Source organism: Microbispora hainanensis, from assembly GCF_036186745.1.
Lineage (GTDB): Bacteria > Actinomycetota > Actinomycetes > Streptosporangiales > Streptosporangiaceae > Microbispora.
Genome location: NZ_CP108086.1, coordinates 5,605,167 through 5,628,766 on the forward strand (window position 1 = coordinate 5,605,167; position 23,600 = coordinate 5,628,766).

General features: G+C 70.9%; 23 protein-coding genes and 3 pseudogenes. 12 read left to right on the forward strand and 14 right to left on the reverse strand.

What is annotated here, in order from left to right; translation table 11 throughout:
- The first annotated feature begins 1 nt into the window (after nt 1).
- The gene (locus OHB01_RS26185) at nt 2–1,237 is read left to right on the forward strand and encodes an NAD(P)/FAD-dependent oxidoreductase (protein WP_142647795.1); all 1,236 of its coding nucleotides are present in this window, start codon (nt 2–4) and stop codon (nt 1,235–1,237) included.
- A complete protein-coding gene (locus tag OHB01_RS26190) occupies nt 1,234–2,739 on the forward strand; it encodes a hypothetical protein (RefSeq protein WP_328854089.1) in 1,506 nt (501 codons plus the stop codon). The genes OHB01_RS26185 and OHB01_RS26190 overlap by 4 nt, the downstream gene beginning before the upstream one ends.
- Nucleotides 2,740–2,754: 15 nt before the next feature.
- Here OHB01_RS26190 and pepN read toward each other — a convergent pair.
- Nucleotides 2,755–5,040, reverse strand: a pseudogene (gene pepN / locus OHB01_RS26195) (aminopeptidase N); the annotation flags it as partial.
- Between the two features lie 152 nt (nt 5,041–5,192).
- Between pepN and OHB01_RS26200 the strand changes: the two are divergent.
- The 3 genes from OHB01_RS26200 (at nt 5,193) to OHB01_RS26210 (ending at nt 7,336) form a co-directional block, all read left to right on the forward strand.
- Nucleotides 5,193–5,582, forward strand: a complete 390-nt coding sequence (locus OHB01_RS26200; protein ID WP_147945160.1) for an ArsR/SmtB family transcription factor — start codon at nt 5,193–5,195, stop codon at nt 5,580–5,582.
- Between the two features lie 325 nt (nt 5,583–5,907).
- Nucleotides 5,908–7,008 (forward strand): GTP-binding protein, encoded by a 1,101-nt coding sequence (locus OHB01_RS26205; protein WP_260617256.1) that lies wholly within the window; start codon nt 5,908–5,910, stop codon nt 7,006–7,008.
- 187 nt (nt 7,009–7,195) lie between these two features.
- Complete coding sequence (locus OHB01_RS26210) at nt 7,196–7,336, forward strand: GNAT family N-acetyltransferase (RefSeq protein ID WP_205830228.1); 141 nt, start codon at nt 7,196–7,198, stop codon at nt 7,334–7,336.
- 14 nt (nt 7,337–7,350) lie between these two features.
- Here OHB01_RS26210 and OHB01_RS26215 read toward each other — a convergent pair whose 3' ends face one another.
- Both OHB01_RS26215 and OHB01_RS26220 read right to left on the reverse strand, forming a co-directional pair.
- Complete coding sequence (locus OHB01_RS26215) at nt 7,351–8,586, reverse strand: MFS transporter (protein WP_328854090.1); 1,236 nt, start codon at nt 8,584–8,586, stop codon at nt 7,351–7,353.
- A gap of 4 nt (nt 8,587–8,590) precedes the next feature.
- Nucleotides 8,591–9,946, reverse strand: a complete 1,356-nt coding sequence (locus OHB01_RS26220; protein WP_328854091.1) for an FAD-dependent oxidoreductase — start codon at nt 9,944–9,946, stop codon at nt 8,591–8,593.
- Between the two features lie 107 nt (nt 9,947–10,053).
- Here OHB01_RS26220 and OHB01_RS26225 point away from each other — a divergent pair, with 107 nt between their 5' ends.
- Nucleotides 10,054–11,103, forward strand: coding sequence for a flavin-containing monooxygenase (locus tag OHB01_RS26225; protein WP_328854092.1), 1,050 nt, complete (start codon nt 10,054–10,056; stop codon nt 11,101–11,103).
- A gap of 78 nt (nt 11,104–11,181) precedes the next feature.
- On the forward strand, nt 11,182–11,544 hold the full coding sequence (locus OHB01_RS26230; RefSeq protein ID WP_142647783.1) for an ArsR/SmtB family transcription factor: 363 nt from the start codon (nt 11,182–11,184) through the stop codon (nt 11,542–11,544).
- Between the two features lie 79 nt (nt 11,545–11,623).
- Here OHB01_RS26230 and arsB read toward each other — a convergent pair whose 3' ends face one another.
- Nucleotides 11,624–12,706: an ACR3 family arsenite efflux transporter gene (gene arsB, locus OHB01_RS26235; RefSeq protein WP_142647781.1), complete on the reverse strand. Its 1,083-nt coding sequence runs from the start codon at nt 12,704–12,706 to the stop codon at nt 11,624–11,626.
- Nucleotides 12,703–13,017 carry an ArsR/SmtB family transcription factor gene (locus OHB01_RS26240; protein WP_142647779.1) on the reverse strand — a complete coding sequence of 105 codons (315 nt, stop codon included), beginning with the start codon at nt 13,015–13,017 and terminating at the stop codon, nt 12,703–12,705. The genes arsB and OHB01_RS26240 overlap by 4 nt, the downstream gene beginning before the upstream one ends.
- Before the next feature lie 160 nt (nt 13,018–13,177).
- Between OHB01_RS26240 and OHB01_RS26245 the strand changes: the two genes are divergently transcribed.
- On the forward strand, nt 13,178–13,600 hold the full coding sequence (locus tag OHB01_RS26245) for an arsenate reductase ArsC (protein WP_328854093.1): 423 nt from the start codon (nt 13,178–13,180) through the stop codon (nt 13,598–13,600).
- 124 nt (nt 13,601–13,724) lie between these two features.
- Here OHB01_RS26245 and OHB01_RS26250 read toward each other — a convergent pair whose 3' ends face one another.
- The 3 genes from OHB01_RS26250 to OHB01_RS26260 form a co-directional block, all read right to left on the reverse strand.
- Entirely contained in the window at nt 13,725–14,306 is a 582-nt protein-coding gene (locus OHB01_RS26250) for a hypothetical protein (protein WP_147945163.1), read from the reverse strand.
- On the reverse strand, nt 14,288–14,626 hold the full coding sequence (locus OHB01_RS26255) for a PadR family transcriptional regulator (RefSeq protein WP_142647773.1): 339 nt from the start codon (nt 14,624–14,626) through the stop codon (nt 14,288–14,290). The genes OHB01_RS26250 and OHB01_RS26255 overlap by 19 nt, the downstream gene beginning before the upstream one ends.
- Nucleotides 14,627–14,813: 187 nt before the next feature.
- Entirely contained in the window at nt 14,814–16,103 is a 1,290-nt protein-coding gene (locus OHB01_RS26260) for an IS256 family transposase (RefSeq protein ID WP_419197551.1), read from the reverse strand.
- A 51-nt stretch (nt 16,104–16,154) separates the two neighbouring features.
- On the opposite strand from OHB01_RS26260, the gene OHB01_RS26265 reads away from it, so the two are divergent.
- Nucleotides 16,155–16,670 carry a hypothetical protein gene (locus OHB01_RS26265; RefSeq protein WP_328854094.1) on the forward strand — a complete coding sequence of 172 codons (516 nt, stop codon included), beginning with the start codon at nt 16,155–16,157 and terminating at the stop codon, nt 16,668–16,670.
- Nucleotides 16,671–17,346: 676 nt separating this feature from the next.
- Here the strand turns inward: OHB01_RS26265 and OHB01_RS26270 are convergent.
- From OHB01_RS26270 to OHB01_RS26285, 5 genes and pseudogenes are all read right to left on the reverse strand, one after another.
- Entirely contained in the window at nt 17,347–17,547 is a 201-nt protein-coding gene (locus tag OHB01_RS26270) for a hypothetical protein (RefSeq protein ID WP_328854095.1), read from the reverse strand.
- Nucleotides 17,548–17,703: 156 nt separating this feature from the next.
- On the reverse strand, nt 17,704–18,144 hold the full coding sequence (locus OHB01_RS39960) for a BREX system ATP-binding domain-containing protein (protein ID WP_419197594.1): 441 nt from the start codon (nt 18,142–18,144) through the stop codon (nt 17,704–17,706).
- A pseudogene (locus tag OHB01_RS39965) lies at nt 18,116–18,655 on the reverse strand (AfsR/SARP family transcriptional regulator); the annotation flags it as partial. The pseudogene OHB01_RS39965 and the gene OHB01_RS39960, both read right to left, overlap by 29 nt.
- A gap of 559 nt (nt 18,656–19,214) precedes the next feature.
- Nucleotides 19,215–20,345: an FAD-dependent monooxygenase gene (locus OHB01_RS26280; RefSeq protein ID WP_328854097.1), complete on the reverse strand. Its 1,131-nt coding sequence runs from the start codon at nt 20,343–20,345 to the stop codon at nt 19,215–19,217.
- Between the two features lie 841 nt (nt 20,346–21,186).
- Complete coding sequence (locus tag OHB01_RS26285; RefSeq protein WP_187280775.1) at nt 21,187–21,357, reverse strand: hypothetical protein; 171 nt, start codon at nt 21,355–21,357, stop codon at nt 21,187–21,189.
- A 235-nt stretch (nt 21,358–21,592) separates the two neighbouring features.
- Here OHB01_RS26285 and OHB01_RS26290 point away from each other — a divergent pair, with 235 nt between their 5' ends.
- On the forward strand, nt 21,593–22,033 hold the full coding sequence (locus tag OHB01_RS26290) for a hypothetical protein (RefSeq protein WP_328709773.1): 441 nt from the start codon (nt 21,593–21,595) through the stop codon (nt 22,031–22,033).
- A 212-nt stretch (nt 22,034–22,245) separates the two neighbouring features.
- Here the strand turns inward: OHB01_RS26290 and OHB01_RS26295 are convergent.
- Nucleotides 22,246–22,353: pseudogene (locus OHB01_RS26295) on the reverse strand (transposase); the annotation flags it as partial.
- A gap of 162 nt (nt 22,354–22,515) precedes the next feature.
- Here OHB01_RS26295 and OHB01_RS26300 point away from each other — a divergent pair.
- Together OHB01_RS26300 and OHB01_RS26305 are read left to right on the forward strand one after the other, a co-directional pair.
- Entirely contained in the window at nt 22,516–22,899 is a 384-nt protein-coding gene (locus OHB01_RS26300; protein ID WP_328854099.1) for a MarR family winged helix-turn-helix transcriptional regulator, read from the forward strand.
- A complete protein-coding gene (locus tag OHB01_RS26305) occupies nt 22,896–23,597 on the forward strand; it encodes an MFS transporter (protein WP_328854100.1) in 702 nt (233 codons plus the stop codon). Before OHB01_RS26300 ends, OHB01_RS26305 begins: the two co-directional genes overlap by 4 nt.
- Nucleotides 23,598–23,600 lie beyond the last annotated feature (3 nt).

Sequence of the window (23,600 nt, forward strand, 5' to 3'; positions counted from 1 at the left end):
GATGTATGACGTGATCGTGGTCGGGGGCGGCGTCACCGGGGCCGCGAGCGCCGCCCTGCTCGCGCGGGAGGGTCTGCGGGTGCTGTTGTGCGACCGCACCCGCCTGCCCGCCCCGGCCGTCTCCACCCACTTCTTCGGCCCGACGGCGCTGTCCTTCCTGGACCGGCTCGGCGTGCTGGACGAGGTGCTCGCCACCGGCGCGCCACCGCTGCGGCGCTGGCACCTGGAGGTCGAGGGCGGCTATTACGGCGCGCCCATGCTGCCCCGCTCGCCGTACCACTACAACCTGTGCGTACGCCGGGAGACCCTCAGCGGGATCCTGCTGCGCGCCGCGAGCCGGCATGGGGCCGAGATCAGGGAACGCAGCCCGGTGCGGTCCCTGCGCTGGGACGGTGACCATGTCGCCGGGATCGAGGGCGCGGGGTGGTCGGAGAAGGCCAGGATCGTCGTGGGCGCGGACGGGCGGAGTTCTCCGACCGCCCGTCATGTCCGCGCGGCCACCACCTTCGACGCCGGGGCCATGCGCTGCACGTTCCACGCCTACTGGGAGGACGTCGTCCCCATGCCCTCGCCCGCGCTGGAGCTGTGGCACGACGACGGCCACGTGCTCCAGGTCGGCCCGTGCGACGGCGGGCGATGGGTGATCATGGTGTCGGCGCCCATGGAAGAGCACGCGGCCCTCCGGGCGGACGCGGGGGGCGACGAGGGGTACGAGCGCCTGCTCCGGTCGATCCCCGCCATGGCGGACCGGTTGCGCACGGCACGGCGGGTCTCGCCCGTGTACGCGTCGAAGAGCCTGCGGAACTTCCAGCGCGAGCCGGCGGGGCCGGGCTGGCGACTGGCGGGCGACGCCTACTGCCACAAGGACCCGCTGTTCGGCGCGGGCATCACCGACGCCTGCGCGGCGGCGGAGACTCTCGCCGCCACGGTGCCGCTCGCGGTCGACGGCGACACGCCGCAGGCGCGGGAGAGCTACGCGACCACCCTGGACGAGCGTGTCGGGCGGAAGGTCCGCGCGGGTCTCGCGGGGCTGCGCATCGACCCGCCGGAGCCCGGGCAGCTCGCGTGGATCCGCGGCGTGCTGGCCCATCCGGGTCTGGCACTGGAGATGACCCGCCGCTGCTCGGAGCTGTTCGCCGGGCTCCCGGAGGACCGGCGTGAGTTCTGGCAGCGGGTCGCCGACGGCGCCTCGGAGGTGCTCGGCCTGCCCCCGGCCGCCTCGGTGGACCCGTCGTGACCGCCGTTCCCGGCTACCTGGCCGCCCACGTTGAAAATCTTGTGGCCCTCCAGGCGAGGGTCGCCCACGCCCGCTGGCTGGCCGCGACGGGACAGGGCGAGGACCACCCGGCGCGGCCGGAGGGCGGCCTCACCTGGCTGACCGACGGCGGGCTCGTCCTCACGGCATTGGAGCACGGCGACCTGCACTACGCCGGGGAGCTGGTCCTCTGGTACCTCCGCGTCCGGCTGACGGAGGCGACCGCGCGGCTGCGGCTGCTCCAGCGCACCGTCACCGCCGAAGCCGGTGGCAGGACGCTCACCCACGGGGAACTGGTCGCCCTCTCGCGGACGGTCACCGACGACCGGCGGCGTGCCGAGGTCCGGGCCGCGCTCGCGGACGTCGGGGAGCGGCTGCGCGAGGGCCGGCGGCGCTGGCTCGACGCGTACGCCGAGGCGCGGGCCGAGCTGGGGTTCCCGACGCACGCCGCGCTGGTGCGGGCGCTGCACCCGGAGGTGGACCGGTTCGTGGCCCACGCCCGGAACTGGCTGGACGCCACGCGGGCGGGGTTCCTCAAGCGATGGGACGACTGGCGGGCACGCGACGCGATCGCCACCCCGTCCATGGGGGACGCTCGCCTTGTCGCCGCACGCGCCGTCCTGCCCGAGGGCGCCCGCGGCGCGCTCGAAAGCGTGCGCTCCACCGTACGCGCGTGGGGTTTCGGCGGATGCCTGGACCGCATCCTCGTCGACGACGTCGCACGGCCCGGCAAGTCGGGCACGGCGTTCTGCTCGCCGGTCGCGCCGCCGGCCGACGTGCGGGTGTCCACCACGCCGGGCACGACATTGGGGCACCATGCCACACTTCTGCACGAGTTCGGGCACGCGCTGCACTTCACCGCGGGCACCCGGCACCCCGCCGACCTGTGGCGCACGCACCCGGCGCTGACCGAGGCGTTCGGCTTCGCCCTGGAACGCGTCGTCCGGCGGCCGGACTGGCAGCGGCGCCACCTCGGCGTCATGGTGGGCGCCGAGGCCGCGGAGCGCCTCGCCTTCGCGCGTGAGCACGTACGGCGCCTGGTGGCGACCAGCCTCTGCTACGAGATGGCGGTGCACGACGGCTGCCCGGACCCGGCCACCGAGTATGTGCGCTCGTACGAGCGGGAGTTCGGCGTCGCGGTGGACCCAGGGGCCGCGTGGGACCGGATGCAGACCTACCTGGAGGGCAAGCCGTGCTACCCGCTGGTGTATCACCAGGCGTTCATGCTGCGCGAGACGCTGTGGGACCACCTGACCGGCCGGGCGGGGGAGCGGTGGTACGCGGGTCCGGAGGCCGGGCCGGCCATGCGGGAGCTCTTCGGGAGGTTCGCCGCGGGCGGCGGCGCGGAGGAGTGGCTGTCACCCGGCGGCGTCCCGCTCGGACAGGTCCACGGCGAGGGCGAGCTCGGCCCTGGCGGCCCCGGTGAGCCTGACGAACCGGTCATCGGCGGGCAGGCGCTCGATCAGTCTCAGCGTGTGCCGTGAGACCGCCCAGGAGGGGAACAGCCGGACGGCGATCGTACGCGCCGGTTCCCGGTCACCCACGGCGGCCAGCAGCGGGGGGACGTCCCGCGCGTAACGCTGCGCGAACGGCGCGAGCAGGTGATGATGCGCGGGGTGGGCGTAGCCGTCGGCGAGCGCGCGGACCTGTGCGAGGCTCCCGCTGCGCAGCATGGTCGTCCACGCCCACTCCTTGGCCTCCGCGGTGGGCACCGACGCCCTGAGCCGTTCGGTGAGCCGGTCTCCCGCGGCGGGGAAGGCGCCGGTGACGTCCTCCAGGGGCTCGCCGTGCGCGACAAGGGACCGGGCGAGCCTGCGGCGTAACGCGTCGTCCACGTCGAACGGGGCCGCTCCGTGAAACCATTTCCGCACCGTGCCGACGTGAGCGGCCGTCAGCGCCGCGTCCGCGACGGCCCGCGCCGCCGCCAGCCTCTGGTCCGCGTCGCCGTTCGCGTCGCCGTCGTGGGTGCCGGCGACCTCCAGCAGGAGGTCCACGTACGAGGGCCAGCCGTGGGCACGGGCCCAGCCCTGCTCGGTGTAGGCCGTCAGCACCGTGGCGGCCCGGACGAGGAGCCGCTGGAACACGCCGATCTGCGTCTCGGCCGTCAGGCCGCCGAGGACCATCGTCAGGAACCGCCGCGGCGGGAGCTCCCCGTGCCGGACCATGTCCCACGCCGCCGTCCAGCAGAGCGAGCGAGCCATGGGATCGGCCAGCCGGCCGATCCGGTGGACGATCTCCTCCGTCGAACGCAAATCGAGCACGATCCGGCAGTACGTCAGGTCGCCGTCGTTGGGCAGCACGAGGGCGCCGCGCCGGCTGCCGACGAGCGCGTCGACGCTCGTGCGCGGGCCGTCGGCGTCGAGTTCGTGCCTGCGCACCCGGACCAGATCGCCGTGGCGGTCCTCCGCGTAGACGCCCACCGCGAGACGGTGCGGCCTCGGCACTCCCTCCTGCAGCAGGTCGAAACGCGTGAAGCGCCCGGCACCGTCGACGTCGAAGTCGGCCCGCACCTCGGTGAGCCCGGCCGTCAGCAGCCAGGTGTCGGCCCAGGCGGTCAGGTTCCGGCCGCCCGCCTTCTCCAGGGCGCCGAGCATCTCGGCACGGCCGGCGGTGCCGTGGGAATGGTCGGCGAAGTAGCGCCGCATGCCCTCCAGGAACACGTCGAGCCCCAAGCGGGCCACGAGCTGGCGCAGCACGCTCGCGCCCTTGTGGTACGTCAGCGCGTCGAAGGCCGACCCGGCCGCGTCCACGTCGGGGACGCCGGTCACCACCGGGTGGGTGGAGGCCGACTGGTCCAGGAGGTACGCGTGCGCCTTCTTGCCGGCGGCGAAGTCGGCCCAGGCGCCGGCGTCCCCCGTGAGCCGGGTCAGCGCGTGGACGCCGGCCCAGGTGGCGAACGCCTCGCTCAGCCACAGGTCGTCCCACCAGCGCAGCGTGACGAGGTCGCCGAACCACTGGTGGGAGAGCTCATGGAAGATCATCTCGTCCCGGCGACGGTGCGCGTACCGGGTCACCGCGCGGTCGAACACGAACGTCTCCGCGGCGAACACGCAGGCGGCGTTCTCCATGGCCCCGAAGTTGAACTCGGGGACGAAGCACAGGTCGAGCTTGCGGAACGGATAGGGCGTCGCGAACGCCTCGGCGAAGAACGCCACCCCCGCCCGGAGCCGCTCCAGCAGCACGGCCGGGTCGAGGTCCGCCGCCAGGGAACGCCGGGAGTGCACCCCCAGGGGCACGGCGCCTCCCCGGTGCTCCGTCCACGACGCCCACGGGCCGGCCGCCACGGCCGCCACGTACGTGCTGATCGGCGGGGTGGGCGCGAACCTGTGGACGCCTGCCTGGGGCCGACCGTCGAGCGGGGCGTTGGACAACACGGTCCATCCGTCCGGAGCGGTCACGCTGATCGCGAAGGACGCCTTGAGATCGGGCTGGTCGAAGCAGGCGAACACCCGCGGGGCGTGGCCGGGCTGCAGGTGGCTGTACACGTACACCTGATGGTCGACCGGGTCCGTGTAGCTGTGCAGGCCCTCGCCACTGGTGGAGAAGTCGTAGTCCGCTTCCACGGTCAGCTCGTTGCGAGCCGCCAGATCGGGCAGGAGGATCCGGCCCGCGTCGTCGTATTCGACCGGCCGCCCGTTGAGCACGGCGGTGCGTATCCGCCGGGGCAGTGCGTCCGCCCAGCTGGTCGCACCCGGGCGGGCGCAGGTGAAGCGGATCGTGCTCCTGGATCGGAACACCGGCTCATCGGTCCGGCTCAGATCGAGGTGAATGTCGTACGACCGCACGCGCAGCAGAGCGCCACGCTCCGTCGCCTCGGCGTGGGTCAGCGGGGGACGCGGTATGACGAGACCTCCTCGCGGAAGGGTTGTCTAGACTCGTGGGGGGATGCGGCCGGGTGATCCACGCCCGGGGCGCTTAGGGAGAGGACCTGATCGCCATGGCCGAGCACGACGAGCCTGTGCTGCTGCCGCATGAAGACCTTCCCGCGGTCGAACCCGGAGTGCCGCGCCCGGCGCGGGTGACGGAGCCGTTGACGCGGGAGCAGAGCATCGAGCTGGCCGCGGGCTTCAAGGCGCTCGGCGACCCCGTACGGCTGCGGTTGCTCTCCCTCGTCGCCTCCCACCTCGACGGCGAGGCGTGCGTGTGCGACCTCGTCGGGGCGTTCGACCTCACCCAGCCGACCATCAGCCATCACCTCAGGGTTCTCCGCGACGCCGGGCTCGTCACGTCTACTCGCCGGGGCACCTGGGTCTACTACCGTGTCGTGCCCGAGGCGCTCACCGCATTGACCAACATCATCGCCCTGCCCGCCGCCGCCACGCGATAGGCGATCCGGCGATCGGTAGCGTATCGCTGCCCTCATTGCGGAAACGATGCGCGGCTTCTTTCGCGCACGAATAAATTTTCAACGATGATAGCACCTGCATTGATTGTCATCAATACCCATTTCTGGTGTGACTTCGCGGCATTGTTAATCGTTTGTTTCCTGTCGTCGGGAATCTTGACCTCGTGGAACGGACGCTGTTAGCTGGCTGGCGGATAGCGGATCACCGAAACCCCTGCGACACCCCGTGACGTGAATACTCACTCGTGCCGTGCCATGCGGCGATATCTGTACGGAGCACCGTTAGCAGAAGTGAGGCGAACGCCGGTTGATCACTTTCATGACCTTGAGTGGTTTTCTCGGTGCGGGCAAGACCACCACTCTCGTCGCGGTCGCGAAACATCTCCAGTCGCAGGGCCGGAATGTCGCGGTCATCACCAACGACCAGGGCACCGAACTGGTGGACACACAGCTCGCCAGGTCGGCGATCGCGGAGGCCGGTGAGGTGACGGGCGGATGTTTCTGCTGCCGATTCGAAGACCTGCTGACCGTCGCGCAGCGCCTCGTCGACGGCCACCAGGTGGACACCCTGCTCGCCGAGGCGGTGGGCAGTTGCACCGATCTGCAGGCCACCGTCATCCGGCCGCTCAGCGCCCACTACGGTGAGCGGTTCACGCCCGCCCCTCTCCTGGTCGTGGTCGAACCGGAAAGGCTTGACGCGCTCCGTACGTCGCTGCCGCTGGACGACACGGAGTCGGACATGTCCTACCTGTTCGGTAAGCAGTTACAGGAAGCCGACGTGATCGCGCTCAACAAGATCGACCTGCTCGGTGCGGCGAAGGCCGCCGCCGTCATCGCGGATCTGCGCGAGCGGTACCCGACCGCCACCGTTCTCGGCTACTCGGCGAAAACGGGGGAAGGTCTGGAACAACTGGTGTCTCTCTGGCTGGGCGCGGAGCCCGCGAGGCGCGGTCTCGACATCGACTACGACCGCTACGCCAACGCCGAGGCCGCGCTGGCGTGGCTGAACCTCGGCTTGGACGTGACGGCGGCGGAGGGTTTCGACCCCGATGCCTGGGCACGTGGGCTGATGGAGCACCTGTCCGCGGCCGCCGCCCGCAACGCCTGGATGATCGGCCACGTGAAGGTCAGCCTCGAGTCCGCCGGTGACCTGAGCAAGGTGAGCGTGACCGCCGGGGGCGCCGAGCCGACCGTGGACGCCGTCGCGGGGAGGACGTTCACCGAGGCGGTGGCACGGCTCAACGCCCGCGTCGCGTGCGAGCCCGCCGAGCTCGACGCCGCGGTGGCGGAGGCGGTGGAGGCGGTGTCCGCCACCACCGGCACATCGGCCGTACAGAGCGCCGGCATCCCGTCGTTCAAGCCTGGCTACCCGCGTCCCACCTACCGGATCCCCGCCGCGGCAGGATGAGGTGAAGCCGGGCGCCCCAGGCGCCTGGGTGGCTGCCTCCCGCTCCGCCCGTCCTGTCTATGCGGGCGTCGTCGAACACAGCATCTACGTCCACGCCGATTACGGTTCCCGGGGCCTGGGGCGTGCCCTTCTGGACGCCTTCGTCACCGCAAGCGAGGACGCCGGCATCTAAACCATCCAATCCGGTGTGTTCCCCGAGAACACGGCCAGCCTGGCTCTGCACCAGGTGGCCGGCTTCCGCGTCCTCGGCACCCGCGAACGCATCGGACGCCACCACGGCGTCTGGCGCGACGTCGTCATGATCGAACGCCGTAGCCCGGCCATCTGATGTCACCGGTGGTGTCAGTGCCTGATGCGGTTGGGGCCGGTGCCCAGGGCGAGGAGACCGGCGAGGGCGGACATGGCCGCAAGCAGAGTGAACAGTTGCGGATATCCGCCCAGGGGTGGGGCGAGAACGGCCCCGGCGAAGGGAGCCAGAGCTGCGGCGATGGTGGCGGGGGCGGCCAGCAGGCCCGACAGGCGGCCGTAGTGGGCGGTGCCCCAGCGGTCGGGGACGGCGGTGGCCTGGAGCAGGGTGAGGTTGCCGCGCACCATGCCTGCGGCGACGGCGATCGCGGTGAGTAGTGCAATCGGTCCGGGGATGATGGCCAGGGCGGCGGTGGTGGCGCCACCGGCCGCCATCAGCGCGGCGGTGCGGAGCCTCGCGTCGGTGCGGCGGGCGAGGGTGGCGTAGAGGGTGCGGCCGAGGGTCTGACCGGCTCCGCCCAGGCCGAGTGCCCAGGCGGCGGCCGTGGTAGAGGCACCACGCGTGGTGAGAAGGGGAACCAGCGCGATGACGACGGCGTACATCGCGAAGGCGGAGGCGGTCAGCGCGGCAGTCAGCAGGAGGAACGGCCTGCTCCTGGCCACGTTCACCAGTGCATCGCCAGATCCATGTGCAGGCTGCCCGGACGGCGGCGATGGAGCGAGGGGCCAGGGGGTTCTCAGCGCGAGAGCGTGGGCCGGGATGGTGACGACGGCCAGGATCGCGGCGAGCACCACGTAGGTGGTGCGCCAGGACAGGTGCTCGGCGAGGGCGGCGGTCAGGGGGGCGAAGACGGTGGAGGCCAGCCCGCCGGCGAGGGTCACGATGGTGAGCGCGCGGACGCGGTCGGGTCCCCACCAGCGGGTCACGGCGGCGAAAGCCGGCTGGTAGAAGGTGGCCGCCATGGCGATCCCGGCCAGCAGCCAGGCCGCGGTGAAGGATGGCAGAGTGGGCGCGCAGGCGGCGGCCAGCACGCTGAGCGTCGCCAGGATGGACCCGATGGTCATCACCGCCCGTGGGCCGCGGGCGTCCAGGATGCGGCCGACGGGGATGCCGGCGAAGGCGGAGACGAGCAGGGCGGCGGAGAAGGCCGCGGTGGTGGCGGGAGCCGGCCAGCCGGTGTCTGCGGTGATGGCCGGGTTGAGCACCGGGAAGGCGTAGTAGACCACGCCCCAGCTGGTGATCTGGGTGGCGCACAGGGCGGGCAGGACGGCACGCGGCCGCGACCGGTCGTCATCTCCGGTCGCGGCCGTGTGATCGTGAAGGTCGGTCACCGGGTCAGCAGCCGCCGGAGGAGACGGGAGCGCCGATACCGATCTGCAGCGTGGCCGGGGCAGCGCAACAGCCACCGGACGCCTGCGCCGTGTCCGCCTGGTCGAACAGGCCGGAGCCGCCGCACACCCCGGTCTCGGGCAGGACGAGCTCGACGCGTTCGGCGGCCTCTCGGTCGCCGGCCAGGGCGGCGGCGATGGAGCGCGTCTGCTCATAACCGGTCATGGCCAGGAACGTCGGGGCGCGGCCGTAGGACTTCATGCCGACCAGGTAGATGCCCTGCTCGGGGTGGGACAGCTCGTTCACGCCGTGGGGGTAGACGGTGCCGCAGGAGTGCACGTTGGGGTCGATCAGCGGCGCCAGCGCGAGCGGGGCCTGGAGGCGCTCGTCCAGGCCGAGGCGCACCTCGGACAGGAACGACAGGTCGGGGCGGAATCCGGTCAGCACGATGACCTCGTCGACCGGTTCGGTGGCCCGGCCGTCGTCGGCGACGAGGACCAGGCGGTCGCCGTCATGCTCGATCGCGGCGGTGCGGAAGCCGGTGACCGCGCTGGCGTGGCCGGCCTCGACAGCGGCCTTGGCCGCCAGGCCGAGGGCGCCGCGTGCGGGAAGCTGGTCGGCCTCGCCGCCGCCGAAGGTGCCCGCGCCGATGCTCCGCCGCAGGACCCAGACCGCGTGCGTGCCCGGCTCCTGCTCGGCCAGGTCGGCAAGGGCCGCCAGCGCGGTGAAGGCCGAGGCGCCGGAGCCGACCACCGCGGTGCGCCGACCGGCGTACCGGGCGCGTACGGCCGGGTCCCGCAGGTCGGGGACGCGGTAGGAGATGCGGTCGGTCGCGCTCTTTTCACCGAGGGCGGGCAGCCCGTCGCCGCCGAGCGGGTTGGGGGTGGTCCAGGTGCCGGAGGCGTCGATGACCGCACGGGCACTGATGCGCTCTTCACCGCCGTCGCCGGTGCGTACGTGCACGGTGAAGGGCTGCTCGTCGCGGCCGGAGTCGACCATCCGGTCTCGTCCGGCCTTGGCCACGCCGGTGACTGTGGTGGTGTAGCGGACCTTGTCGCCGAGGGCGTCGGCGAGCGGCTGCAGGTACTGCTCGGCCCAGTCTCCGCCGGTCGGGTACGTCGCCGCGTCCGGGCGGACCCAGCCGGTCGGGGCTAGCAGCTTTTCGGCGGCGGGGTCGACGACCTCGCCCCAGGTGGAGAACAACCGCACGTGTGACCAATCCCGGACGGCGGATCCGGCCGCCGGGCCGGCCTCCAGCACCAGTGGGTCGAGTCCGCGTTCGACCAAGTGGGCGGCGGCGGCCAGGCCGACGGGACCGGCTCCGATCACGATGACAGGCAGTTCGGCGGCGGACGTGGTCACGGCGTCTCCTCTGATTCGACATTCGTCTATGAGTTGCGCGGCCAGCATGGCATCTGTTTCGATGTTCGTCAACATAGACATTCATCGAAATAGGAAGAGGGTTCGTCATGGAAGCCGAGGTTGTGGTGATCGGGGGCGGCCAGTCGGGGCTGGCCACGGCGTACGCGTTGCGACGAGAGGGGGTGACGCCGGTATTGCTGGAGGCCGCGGACCGGCCGGCCTGGTCGTGGCCGCACTACTACGACAGCCTCACTTTGTTCTCCCCGGCCCGCTACAGCTCGCTGCCGGGGATGCCGTTCGGCGGCGACCCGGACCGTTACCCGCACCGTGACGAGGTGGTGGACTACCTCACCGCCTACGCCGCCCGCCTGGACGCCGGCATTCGCACCGGTGCCCGCGTGGCGGAGGTCAGCGCGGAGGGCGAAGGGTTCGGCATCACCCTGCAGGACGGCAGCCGCCTCGCCGCGCGCGCGGTGGTCGCGGCGAGTGGAACCTTCGGCAACCCCTACCGGCCGGCGCTGCCCGGTTTGGAGAACTTCACCGGGACGGTGCTGCACGCGGCCGACTACCGGACCCCGGAGCCGTTCGCCGGTCAGCGAGTCATCGTGATCGGGGCGGGCAACTCCGCGGTGCAGATCGCCGCCGAACTCGCCACGGTGGCGCGGGTGACGCTGGCGACCCGCGCTCCGGTGCGGTTCGCCCGTCAGCACCTGCTCGGCCGGGACCTGCACTTCTGGCTCACCGTCACCGGGCTGGACACCGCGCCGCTGGGCCGCCTGCTGCGCACACCTCCGACGCAGCCGGTCCTCGACGACGGCCGCTACCGCTCAGCCCTGGACGTCGACGCCCCGGATCGGCGTGCCCTGTTCACCGAGGCCGGCGACGGCAAGGTGACCTGGGCGGACGGCACGACCGAGCAGGTGGATGCGATCGTGCTGGCCACCGGTTACCGCCCCGATCTCCCCTATCTGGCAGGGCTCGGCGTGCTGGACGCGGCCGGGCGTCCGCTACACCGCGACGGCGCCTCGCTCACCCATCCTCTGCTCGCCTACGTCGGGCTGGAATGGCAGCGCAGCCTGTCGTCCAACTCGTTGCGCGGGGTGGGCCGGGACGCCGCCCGCGCCGCCCGCCGGCTGGCTGCACGCCTGCGCCGCTGACCGGCCGTGCGTCACCCACTGCGGCGGATGCACTGGTGGGCCCTCACGCGTTGGTTCGACGTATGTCAACATAGATGCATGTCGAATACGCGGACGCTGCCAGTGCTGGAGCCTGATGTCGTGCCGTGCTGCCCGCCGCTCACCGAACGCACGCTCACGGCCGCAGAAGCCGAGCGGACGGCGGCGATGTTCAAGGCGCTCAGCGACCCGGTGCGGCTACGCCTGTTCTCCGCGGTGGCCTCCGCGCCGGACGGCGAGGCGTGCGTGTGCGACATCTCCGATGTCGGGGTCTCCCAGCCGACCGTCTCTCACCATCTGAAGAAGCTGAGGGAGGCCGGTCTGCTGGCCTCCGAGCGGCGGGGCACGTGGGTGTACTACCGGGTCGAGCCGAGCGTGCTGGCCGGGATGGGCCGGCTGCTGACCGGCGCTGCACGCGTCTGAGAACACTGTTCGGGCCTGTATGCAGCGGGTCCGCTGTGGACTTACCGGAGCAGCACACGTGCCGCCGACGGGTGTCTTGTCAGGGGGTGGCGGGGGCGAGTCTGCGCCGCCAGGCGAGGGAGACGTAGACCAGCGCCACCAGCACGGGGACCTCGATCAGCGGTCCTATGACCCCTGACAGGGCCTGGCCGGAGGTGACGCCGAAGGTGGCGATGGCCACCGCGATCGCCAGCTCGAAGTTGTTGCCGGCCGCGGTGAAGGCCAGCGTGGCGGTCCGGTCGTACGGCAGGCCCAGGGTCTTGCCGAGGGCGAAGGTGCCGAACCACATCAGCGCGAAGTAGGCCAGTAGCGGCAGCGCGATGCGGGCGACGTCGGCGGGCTCGGAGGTGATCGTCCTGCCCTGCAGAGCGAACAGGATCACGATCGTGAACAGCAGCCCGTACAGTGCGAACGGGCCGATCTTCGGCAGGAACACGCTCTCGTATCGCTGGCGGCCGAGCCTGCGCTCGCCGAGGCGGCGGGTGAGGAATCCGGCCAGCAGCGGGATGCCGAGGAAGATGACGACGTTGAGGGCGATCTTCCATGAGGAGATGCCGAGGTGCTGCCCCTGGCCGAGGCCGAGCCAGCCGGGCAGCACCTGCAGATAGAACCAGCCGAGCAGGCCGAACGCCAGGACCTGGAACACGCTGTTGAGCGCCACCAGGACGGCGGCGGCCTCGCGGTCGCCGCAGGCCAGGTCGTTCCAGATGATGACCATGGCGATGCAGCGGGCCAGGCCGACGATGATCAGACCGGTGCGGTATTCCGGAAGGTCAGGTAGGAAGATCCAGGCCAGGGCGAACATCACGGCCGGGCCGATGATCCAGTTGACGACCAGCGAAGAGATCATCAGGCGGCGGTCGCCGGTGACCGCGTCGAGCTTGTCATAGCGGACCTTGGCCAGCACCGGATACATCATGATCAGCAGACCGAGAGCGATCGGCAGGGAGATGCCGCCGATCGCGACCTTCGACAGCACGGCGTTCAGTCCCGGGACGCCGCGGCCCAGACCGAGGCCCAGGGCCATGGCGGCCAGGATCCACACCGCAAGGAAACGGTCCAGCAGCGACAGCTTGCCCGCCACGCCGCTGGGCGCGGCGTGCGCGGGCTCGGGGGCCGTCATGGGCAGGCCCTCTTCCTGCCGGCGGCGGCGGTGGCACGGGCGGTATCGGCCAGTTCGGCGAACTGCCCGGCCAAGGAGGCGATGACGTCAGGCTTGAGCCGGTAGTAGGTGAACCGGCCGCACGGCTCGGTGTCCACCACCCCGGCGTCCCGCAGCACCTTCAGGTGGTTGGACAGGTTGGTCTGCCGCGCGCCGGTCTCTTCCACCAGGTGCGTGGTGCACAGCGTTTCCCGGGCGAGCAGGGTCACGATCTGCAGCCGCAGGGGATCGGCCAGCACCCGCAACAGATCAGTGTCGACTGACATCAGCATGTACTGATACTTTCACATCAGCCGGCGCTGATGCGAACCTGACGCCCCGGCCCACCTTCGGCACGCCATTCGCGACGCGATCGACGGGCGAGTCACCGACCTGCTCGCCACCCTGCCCCGCGCCTGCCCGCCACCACTATTGGCGAGAAAGAAAAGGAAGATGCTCACGACCGCTACAACCACGTCGGTTCTGTTCGTCTGTGTGCACAACGCCGGCCGCTCCCAGATGGCCGCCGGATTCCTCTCCCAGCTTGCCGGCGACCGCATCGAGGTCCGCTCCGCCGGGTCGCTGCCCGCCGAGCAGGTGAACCCGGCCGTCGTGGCGGCGATGAAGGAGGTCGGCATCGACATCTCCGGCCAGACCCCCAAGGTGCTAACCCCCGAGGTGGTGCAGGCCTCCGACTACGTCATCACCATGGGCTGCGGGGATGCCTGCCCGATCTTTCCTGGTAAGAAGCACCTCGACTGGGCACTGGACGACCCCGCAGGCAAGGGCGTCGAGGCCGTCCGGCCGATCCGCGACGAGATCAACACCCGCGTCCAGGCTTTGATCGCCGAGATCGATGCGCAGCAAGAAAGCTGATCTCGCCGCTCTTGCCGCCACCCCCGGGTGTCCTCGCGCGGGCGTACTCCGGTCGGCGGCAGCGCCCCGTCGCGTTCCTCCTGCCGGCGGGCCGGCATCCCCGCGAGACGATGCCGCAGCATGGTCATAGGCGTGTGATCAGTGTTGGGATGGCTCGTATCGCCAGCATGATCCTCGCGACGCTGCCGGTCAGCGCCACGAGCAGCAGCAAGGACGGCGGTGGCACAAGCGTGACGACCGTGCCCAGTATGACCGTGTCCAGGACGGCGACGGTTCCCGCGCCGCCCAGGGCGGCCAGCCGTACGGTGTGATAGTGCCGCTGTTCCCGGACGGCGGTCACGAGCATGAGCACGGCCGAGCCGAGCAGGAGGCCGAAGGCCAGGCGTGCGGCCAGTGGGATCGCCGCGGCCCAGCCGTCGGCGGTGATAAGAGCGGTGCCCCAGCACAGGCCGACGATCGGTCCGGCCACGAGCAGCGTGAACGCGGCGTGCCGAGCCGGTGAGGCGCGAACGAAGGCGGCGGTGACGGCGTCGGCGTCGCCGAAGTCCGCAAGGGCGGCCCGGGCTGCCGCATCCGGGTCCCCGAGCCGCTCCATCTGGTCGTCGTACGAGGCGAGCAGTCCGTCGGCGAGCTCGTCGACCACGGAGCCGGGCAGACGTTCGGCGAGCGTCCGCAGGTGGCGTTCGATCAGTTCGTGGCCGGCCACGGTCCACCACCCAGCGCCGCGGATATCACCGCGGCGAACTCCTGCCATTGGTCGCGTGCCCCCGCCAAAGAGCGCCGCCCCTGCTCGGTCAGCTCATAAGTGCGCCGTCTGCGACCGCCCACCACCGACCAGCTCCCCTTGATCAGTCCCGCGCGCTCCAGCCGGTGCAGCGCCGGATAGACGGTGCCGGTGGGCAGATCGAGCTTGCCGCCTGTGGCGTCGCGCAGGGCTTCCTTCACGGCGTAGCCGTGCTGCGGCCCGTCCTCCAGTGTGGCGAGCAGGAGGCCGTCCAGGTGCCCTTTCAGTGCTTCTGCCCTCATAGGTAGTAACGCTATATCTGCTCTTCCTGTACGCCAAGACCCGGAGTAGCGTCCCTACATGTAGGGACGCTACGTATTGGAGATGCGATGGACCACATCGACATCCTGGGCACTCCGATCCCCAACGCCGGACCGGTCTTCTTCGTCGCACTCGGAGCAATCGTCAAGACCTGTGGATCACGAGTTCCTAAGCAGCTGCTGGTGAGGGCTGATCGTCGGGGCGTTCGACGAGCTTGCCGTTGACGAAGGTGGCCCCGGCGCGGACCAGGGCGACGAGGTGGGGTGCGTTGACCGCGCGCCAGCGGGCCTGGGCCGACTCGATCAGCTTGAACGCCATGGCCAGCCCTGCCGCCCGTGAACCGGGGCCTTTGGTGACCTTGGTGCGGTGCCGGACTGTGGCGAACGTCGACTCGATGGGGTTGGTCGTGCGCAGATGCACCCAATGCTCGGCTGGGAAGTCGTAGAAGGCCAGCAGTTCGTCCACGTCGTCGACGACCTTGGCCACGGCCTTGCCGTACTTGGCCCCGTAAGCGGCCTGGAACGCCTTCACCGCCGCCAGGGCGTGGTCTTTGTCCTCGGCGTTCCAGATCTCCGCCAACGCCTTCTTCGCGCCGCTCTGTGCGGACTTCGGCATGGCTCCCAGCACGTTGGCGATTTTGTGAAACCAGCACCTTTGAGCCCTGGCCTGCGGGAACACCTCACCGAGGGCGGCCCAGAACCCCAGTGCGCCGTCCCCGACGGCCAGCACCGGCGCGCGCATCCCCCGCCGTTTGCAATCGCGCAGCAGGTCGGCCCACGACTCGGTCGACTCGCGGTAGCCGTCGGACAGCGCGATGAGCTCCTTACGGCCGTCGGCGCGCACGCCGATCATCACCAGCAGGCACAAACGGTGCTCCTCCAGGCGGACGTTGACGTGCACCCCGTCGGCCCACAGGTAGACGTAGTCCACGCCCGACAGGTCACGGTCGGCGAAGGCGCGCTGCTCGGCCTTCCACTGCTCGGTCAGCTTCGTGATGACCGGCGCCGACAGGCCGGCCGCCGAGCCGAGGAACTGCCCCAGCGCCGGGACGAAGTCACCGGAGGACAGGCCGTGCAGGTAGAGCAAGGGCAGCACTTCGGTGATCTTCGGTGTCTTGCGCGCCCAGGGCGGCAGGATCGCCGAGGAGAAGCGCTTGCGCTCGCCGGTGACCTCATCGACGCGCCTGTCGTTGACCCTGGGCGCTTTGACCTCGATCGCGCCGGCCGCGGTGAGCACCTCGCGCGCGGCGTGGTAGCCGTTGCGCACGACCAGACGGCGTCCATCGTCGTCACGCTGATCGGAGAACTGGGCGATATAGGCGTCGACTTCGGCTTTGAGCGCTTCGGCGAGCATCCTGCGGGCGCCTTCCCGGACGATCTCGTCGATCAGGGAGGAGGAGACCGGGCCGTCTGTCATGCGGCGGTCGCCGTCAGCGGGGTCAGGGACTACGGTGAGCACGGGTGTGCCTTCCCGACCGACGTTGGCGCGTCGGTCATGCATGAGACCTACATGATCATCGGGAAGGTACACCCCTTCCCTGAAGATCCACAGGTTCTAAGCATTGCTCTCGCACTCGCCATCCACATCACTGCAGGGATCACCTGCGTGTGCTGCGGTGCGATCGCCGCGCTGACATGGAAGGGAAGCCCACGGCACCGGCGGTTCGGCCGCGTCTACCTGTGGGCGTGGGCCGTGGTCTACCTCACCCTGACCGTCATGTCGGTGATCCGCTGGCGGGAGAACGTCCACCTGTTCGTCATCGGCACCCTTGGCCTTACCGCCGCGCTGACGGGCTACGTCAACCGGGGGCGCCGGCCCGACCTTCACATCCTCGCAATGGGCGCGTCCTACGTGCTCCTGTTGATCGGCTTCTATGTCGACAACGGCCCCCGCCTGCCGTTGTGGGAGAGGCTCCCGACCGTTGCCTACTGGCTGCTCCCAGCCCTTATCGGCTCCGCTTTGATCGCGCGCGCAATCGTCCGGAGGCGCCAGCGACACGCATCGGCACACAGTGATTCTCGGTGACAGCTATACGCCCGGCCGATTCGCCTTATCCAGTTTGATCAATTTCGTACAGGACGAGTCGGCATTGACCAACTGATCGCCTGTCTCCGGATGTCGGAGACACAGTCGACGGAGACCGTGGTCTTCAACCCGCTCGCACGGCAGACCATCGGCGAGATGATCGAGGTGAAGCGTCGTCCTCCGGCTGTGTTGCTGGAGCTCGCGGCAAAAGCCCGCGTCATCGCCTGAATGTCACCCCCCAACCGGTGGTTGGGTTCGCCCCTGTGAGCCGGCCGTACGGTCGCGGCATGAGTACGCAGGCTTGCCGATCCGGCGGTGGTCCGCGACGCGCTCCAGTCGCTCGCCGCCACACTCGAAGGCCGGGGCTTCGCCGTGTGGCTCCGCAGCGGTGAGGGGTTTTCGCTCCACCTCTTCGTGATGAACCCTGAGGCTCCGGTCCTCACGGAGCACATCATGGTCGCGCCGGATGCGGAGGGGGAGTGGAGCTTCTGGTTCCCCCGGCCCGAACGGATCGCCCTCGTCAGGAACGTCACCGAGGCCGCCGACCGCATCGAGCGTGTGGCCCGTGATCGCGCCCTGGTCCGGGCACGCCTCGGGCCTCGCCGGCACCGTACCCCGGCGGGGCCTGAGTCTGTGGCGGGTGTGGACGTGGCGCGGCCGTGTCCGAGGGGCGGATTCAACGTGGACGCCGGACGAGGGGAACCGGCTGGGCGCGGCGGGCGGCCTCGTGGGCGAGCCGTGGAGCGAGGGCGCGGCCGTTGGCCAGGAGGGTGCGCAACCGCCGGAGCCTGCCGCCGGCGAGGCTGGAGTCCGCCAGCGCCCGTTCCACGGTGACGTGCGCGCCGCCGGGCACGGGGGTGGCGGAGCCGACGAACACGACGTTCTCCTGGCCGTTGAAGTCCTCGGGATGGCTGGGGAAGGTCAGCAGGCCGGACCGGCGGCGATGTCGCAGCCGAGGCCGGTCCGGATCAGGAAACCGTCATCCGTCGGCTCGGCGCCGAGGGATCTGATCGGCAACGGCCAGCCGTCGGTGTTACGCACGGTCAGCACCGGGTCGCCGAGCCGTACCGCGCGGCGGCGCGCTCTCGTCCTCCGAGCACCGGCCCACGAGCACCGCGAAACCCCGCTCCCGCGCCCGGGCCGCCAGTTCCTGACTCAACCGCGTTTTCCCGATGCCCGGCTCGCCCACCAGCATCGCGAACTGCGGAATCCCACGCGCCGCCGCGGCGAGCAGGTCCTCCAGCGTGGCGAGTTCCGCGGTGCGGCCGACGAGCGGCCAGGGCCGCGGGTCGGTGCCGGCGGCGGGGCCCTCGGCCGGGACGGCGATGGGCGCGGGTGCGGGTGCGGGCGGGGACGGGGCGGAAAGGGGGAGGGGAGGCGGTGACGGTGACCGGAGCGGGGGCGGGCCGCCAGAAGATGGCGGAGTCCTGACGCAGGATCGCGCCCTCCAGTTCGCGCAGCGCGGCCCCCGGATCCAGGCCCAGCTCGTCGGCGAGGATCCGGCGTACCTGCCGTAACGCCTCCAGGGCGTCCGCCTGCCGGTCCGCGCCGGCCAAGGCCAGGACGCGCAGCATCCACAGTCGCTCACGCAGCGGATGCTCCGCCGTCAGCGCCTCCGGCTCCGCCGCGAGCGTCGCGTGCCGCCCGAGGGCGAGCAGGGCGGCCGCGTGGTCCTCGATCGCGACCATGCGCAGCTCTTCCAGCCGCGCCCGCTCCGCGACGGCCGCGGGCACCTCATCCAGGTCGACGTACGGGGTCCCCTGCCACAATGCGAGCGCGGCATCGAGTTCTCCGAGCACCTCGGCCAGTTCCGCGGCGGTGAGATCGGGCCGGTTGACCACGGAACCGGCCGTGGCGGCGGGCCACGCGCCGAGACGGCCGTGCGCGGTGGTCACGGCGGCGTCGAACCGGGCCGCGTCGACGGCCTCGGCGGACAGCCGCAGGGCGTACCCGGGCGTGACCGTGACGAGGACCTTCGCGGGCATGCGGGCGGGCCGGTCGGGCTCGAGCGCCCGGCGCAGGCCGGCGACGTAGACGTGCAGCGTCGGCACCGCGTTCGGCGGCGGCGCGTCCCCCCCACAACAGATCGATGAGAGCGTCCACGGACACCGGCCGCCCGCCGTACAACGCGAGCGCCGCGAGCACCTGCCGCTGCTTGCGACCACCGAGATCGACCAGGTAGCCGTTGTGGGATGCCCTGATCGCCCCCAGTACGTCCACCTGCACGGGGCACAGCGTATGACAGGAGTGATGTTTCCCTCGTGCGGTGTGAACACGGCTGCCGCACGACCGGCACGGCTGGCCGCGCCGAACGCGATGAGGTCGATGCGCTTGTGGGCCGACTCGCGCAGCCGGACGACCTACTGCTCGGACGACCCCTCGGCGGACGGGAAGGTCAGACGGGTGTCGCCGTGCTCGGCCTTGAGCCCCCAGAGTGTAGAACTCGAGCTGCTTGGCGTGGTCGGCACGGCGAGGTCGACGTGCCGTAGATGGGTGATCAGACGTTCGGGCGGTTTCTCCGGTGACGGATCGGTCAGGGGTAGATCAGGCGGGGCGGCTGACGAGCATCGTGATGGTTCGCATGAGGCCGGGAATGTCGCCCTGTTCGCGCGCGAGCTGCCAGGCGGCGAGCTGGTTGGAGGCGTCGACGACGGTCTTCGCGCGGCCCACACGGCGAGCGTGGAACTCGTCCCAGAGATCCTGATCGACGGCGTCATGAGTGATCAGGAGCTCCGTGAGGACGGCGGCGTCCTCAAGGGCCTGGGCGCCGCCCTGGGCGATGGTCGGCGGGCAGGTGTGCGCGGCGTCGCCGATGAGCACGACTCGCCCGCGGTTCCATGGCGGCGCGAGCACGTGGGTCTCGAACCACGTGTAGTGGACCCGGGAGGGATCGGTGAGCGTCTCCCGGATCTCGTCCCACGGTCCGTGGTAGGCCTGGGAGAGGTCCCTCATGACGGCCAGCTGCTGCTCCGGCGTGAGGGTGGAGCGGTCCTGCGCGTCCTCCACGATGTACGCGTAAAGCGAATCCTCACTCGTAGGGCAGTAGCCGGCGATATAAGAGGGGCCGCCGTAGTAGAGGTCGGTGCGTGTCACACCGGCCGGCCGCGGGCCGAAGCTCCGCCAGATGCCCATGCCGACCGACTTGGTCTCCAGGTCGATGCCCAGCGCACGGCGGGTCGAGGAGCGGATGCCGTCCGCACCGATCACGAGGTCGTACCGCCCGGCGGACTCGTCGGAGAAGGTGACGGCGACCTCGGGGTCGTCCTGGCGCAGTTCGGTGAATGTCATCCCGTACCGGATCTTGACGCCCACATCCCTGGCGCGGTCGTGCAGGATGCGGGCCAGTTCGGGGCGGGACATCCCCATCGCGGCGGGATAGTCCGGGCCGCCGGTCTTGGCATCCGGGACCTCGAAGAGCACCGTCCCGTACGGGTCGGGCGCCCGGATGCCGGTGACGTCGAAAGGGTAGCCGCGCTCGCTCGCGCGTTCCCAGACGCCCAGCCTGTCAAGCTCGCGGAGTGCGTTGCCCTGCAGGGTGATCCCCGAGCCGAGCGCGGTGACCTGCGGCTCGATCTCCACCAGGTCCACCGCCACCCCGGCGGAGGCCAGGTGTACGGCTGCTCCGGCTCCGGCCAGGCCGCTGCCGACGATGAGGACGTTCTTCACGGCGGGCATGTCAGGACTCCTTGATCACTTGACTGCGATCGGATTGACCGGTCCGCCCACGGCGCCGGTCACGCCCCAGCGACCCCAATTGGAGTTCCGTTCGGCGGCGGCGGCGATGGCTCCCTCGGGATCCGCAGGGTGCACGGGCGCCGTGGCGGGGATGCGGGGCACGAAGGTCCTCTCTCGGGCCGGGGACGTTGACCATGGTGCGGGAGGGATGGTCATCAGGGAAGAGGCAATGGGTGATGTCGCTCACCAGTGCGATGGCCAAGCTGTTGGTCATGGGGCTCTCGAACCTGGACCTCAACCTGCTGGTGTCTCTCGACGCGCTGCTCGACCAGCGCAGCGTCACCAGGGCCGCCCAGCAGCCGGGGCTGAGCCGGCCGGCCGGCACCTGCTGGAGTATCGCGACGTGCCCGAGGCGTTGGAACGGCGGCAGTCGGCACACGGCACGGCACCCAGCAGCCCGAGTACCGCAGAGCGGGAGGCCTTGGCCGTACCGGCCAGATGGGGATCTCGGTCCACTCCAGTACGCCGCGCTCGGCCAGCCGGGACTCTTCCATCCACACGAGCTCGGCAGTCGGACTGGTGGCCTGCTTGCATGTTTGGAGCATGCCGCCGTCGGTCTCCCTGCCGATCGGCGCGGCCACGTTGTAGACCCCCGTGGCCTGCCGTTCGATCAGGTCGAGGGTGAAGCGGGCGACGTCGCGGACATTGCGGGCCCGCTGGAAGGAGAGTTTGGGGAAGGTGCAGGCCGGTCGGAATGCGGGCCGAGCCCGATTCCGATGACGAGCAGATCCTGCGGGTGTGGCCGACCTGATGAGCAGTCGGCCGCCATGGTGTGGTGCGGTCAGCGGAGGCGGCGCCGCTGGATGGGGTCGGCTTCGGCGGTGATGCGGGCGGAGGTCTCAGCGCCGAGGCGGACGTAGCGGGCCGAGACCGGCCAGGTCCTGGTGGCGGCTCTTGGCCAGGAGTTCGGGCGCAGTGCCGGAGCCAGGGTCGCCGTCGATCTGACCGGCACGTCGCTCTCCGCTCGTCACCGGCAAGTTGGTCGTCCGGCTCTCGCCTGCGGTCGCGTCCGATGTGGCCGCGACCGCAGGCACGATGCTCTCGCACCTGGCGCTGCGCCAGGCCCGCCGCTGCTCATGACGCTGATCCTACCCTATTGCGTTAGTCGGACTAACGATGTAGGTTCGTTCACAACACAAACGTTAGCGATATAAACGTTAGTTACTGAAACGGATTGGTAGGTCATCGTGACGACCGCAACCCAGACCTTCGGCACCGCGCTCATCGGCCAGACCGAGAAGGCGCTGAACGCGATCCTGGACCGGCAGCTCGCCGGGACCGGCATCACCGAACCCCAGTGGGTGACCCTCACGCTGACCGTGGTCAGCGGCGGGACCGTCGCCCGGGCCGAGCTCATCCACCGTGTCGGCAGCGCCACCCAGTCCACCCGGGCGTCGGTGGCCGAACGCATCGCCGAACTGACCGCCGCAGGGCTCCTGCGCGACGGCGGCGAAGGCCACGTCCAGGTCACCGACGAAGGACGCGAGCGTTGGACGCAGGTCCGCGCCGCGATCGATCCGATCACCCGGCGACTGTGGGGCGACCTGTCGCCCGAGGACCTGGCCACCGCAGGCCGCGTCCTGAACACCGTCCTGGCCAGGGCCAACGCGGTGCTGGCCACCCCCTGAACCCTTTACCCCCGGCACCCGGCGCGAGGACGTCATCACCATCCGCAGCGCGAAAGAGGAAGCCGTCACCCGCATCGAGGTCGAGCCCCACCGCGCCGATCAGGACGAGCCGCACGGCCGGGACTCGCTGACCGCCTGCGCCGCGTCACCGGGGGCAAGTCGGCCCGCCGGTTTCAGGGTGAGCGCGAGGCCCAGCGGTCGGTCGGTGCGGTCGCCCTCGCGAGCCGGTCGCGGAAGTCGGACAGGACGCTGTGGTGGAAGCCGGGGTCTTCCAGCTCCAGGCCGAGGGCGTACTTGAAGTCGATGCGGCAGCGCACCGCGACGTCACCGGCTCCCAGCGGTCGAGGCCGCCCGCGCCGGTGGAGCACTTACATAAACTATGAATATAAAAGTGTTATGCTTCGAGCGTGAGTCGTCACGACCCCGATCCTGGCGCTTCCGCCGCCATCGGGGCAGCCCTCTATGCTCTGGCCATCAGGGCCGTGAGACGCCTGCCGCGGGACATGAGCCTGACGTCCGCCGCCACCCTGGCCACCCTGGAGCGGACCGGCCCGCGGCGCATCACCGACCTGGCCGCGGTCGAGGGCGTCACCCAGCCCGCGATGACCACCCTGGTCCGGGTGATGGAGGAGTCCGGCCTGGTCGAGCGGCGCGGCGACGCGTCCGACAAGCGGGTCACGCTGGTGTGCCTGACCGAGGCCGGCGCCTCCCATGTCCGGACGCGGCGCCAGCAGGGCGTCCACGCGTTCGAGCGGCTGATCGGCGAGCTCACCGGCGACGAGGTCGAGGCGCTGGTGGCGGCCCTTCCGGCGCTGCAGCATCTGGCAGAGCTCGAAAGCCGGGACCGCGAACGGCCGAAGCAGTGACCGGGCGGCCGGTCGGCGGGGCCGAGGCGACGGCGTTCCCGGTGGCGCGTTCCGAGGCGCGGCTGCTGGTCCCCGCCCTGATGTTCATCGCTCTGGTCGTGGCGGCGGTCGGCAGCCTCGGGACGCCGCTCATCACCAGCGTGGCGACCTTGTTCCACGTCTCGCTCGGCAGCGCGCAGTGGACGCTGACCGTCGCGCTGCTCAGCGGCGCCGTCGCCACGCCGGTCCTGGGCCGGCTCGGAGCCGGCCCGCACCGGCGGGCCACGATCCTCGCCACGCCGGCGGTCGTCGTCGCCGGCAGCGCGCTCACCGTGCTGCCGCTGCCGTTCGCGTGGCTGCTGGCCGGCAGGGCGGCCCAGGGCATCGGGCTCGGGCTGACGGCGCTGATGACGGGCGTGGCCCGGGACCACCTCCCCGAGGAGCGCGGCGCGGCCGTGATCGCCCTGATCTCGGACGCCGCACGGCGCCGGCTACGGCTTCGGGCTGACGACCTTCGTCGCCGGGGTGGTCCTCATCCCGTTCTCGGTGCTGGGGTTCGTCGCCGGCAAGCTGACGCCGCCGGCCCCGGCCCCGGCCACCTCTTCCCCGACGACAGCGCCTACACCACCGCGGCGCCGGCCGGCATCGGCGCCATGGCGATCACGACGCTGACAAGCCTCGCGCTCGCCCGCCGACGCCCGCCCGAGACCAACCCGTAAGTC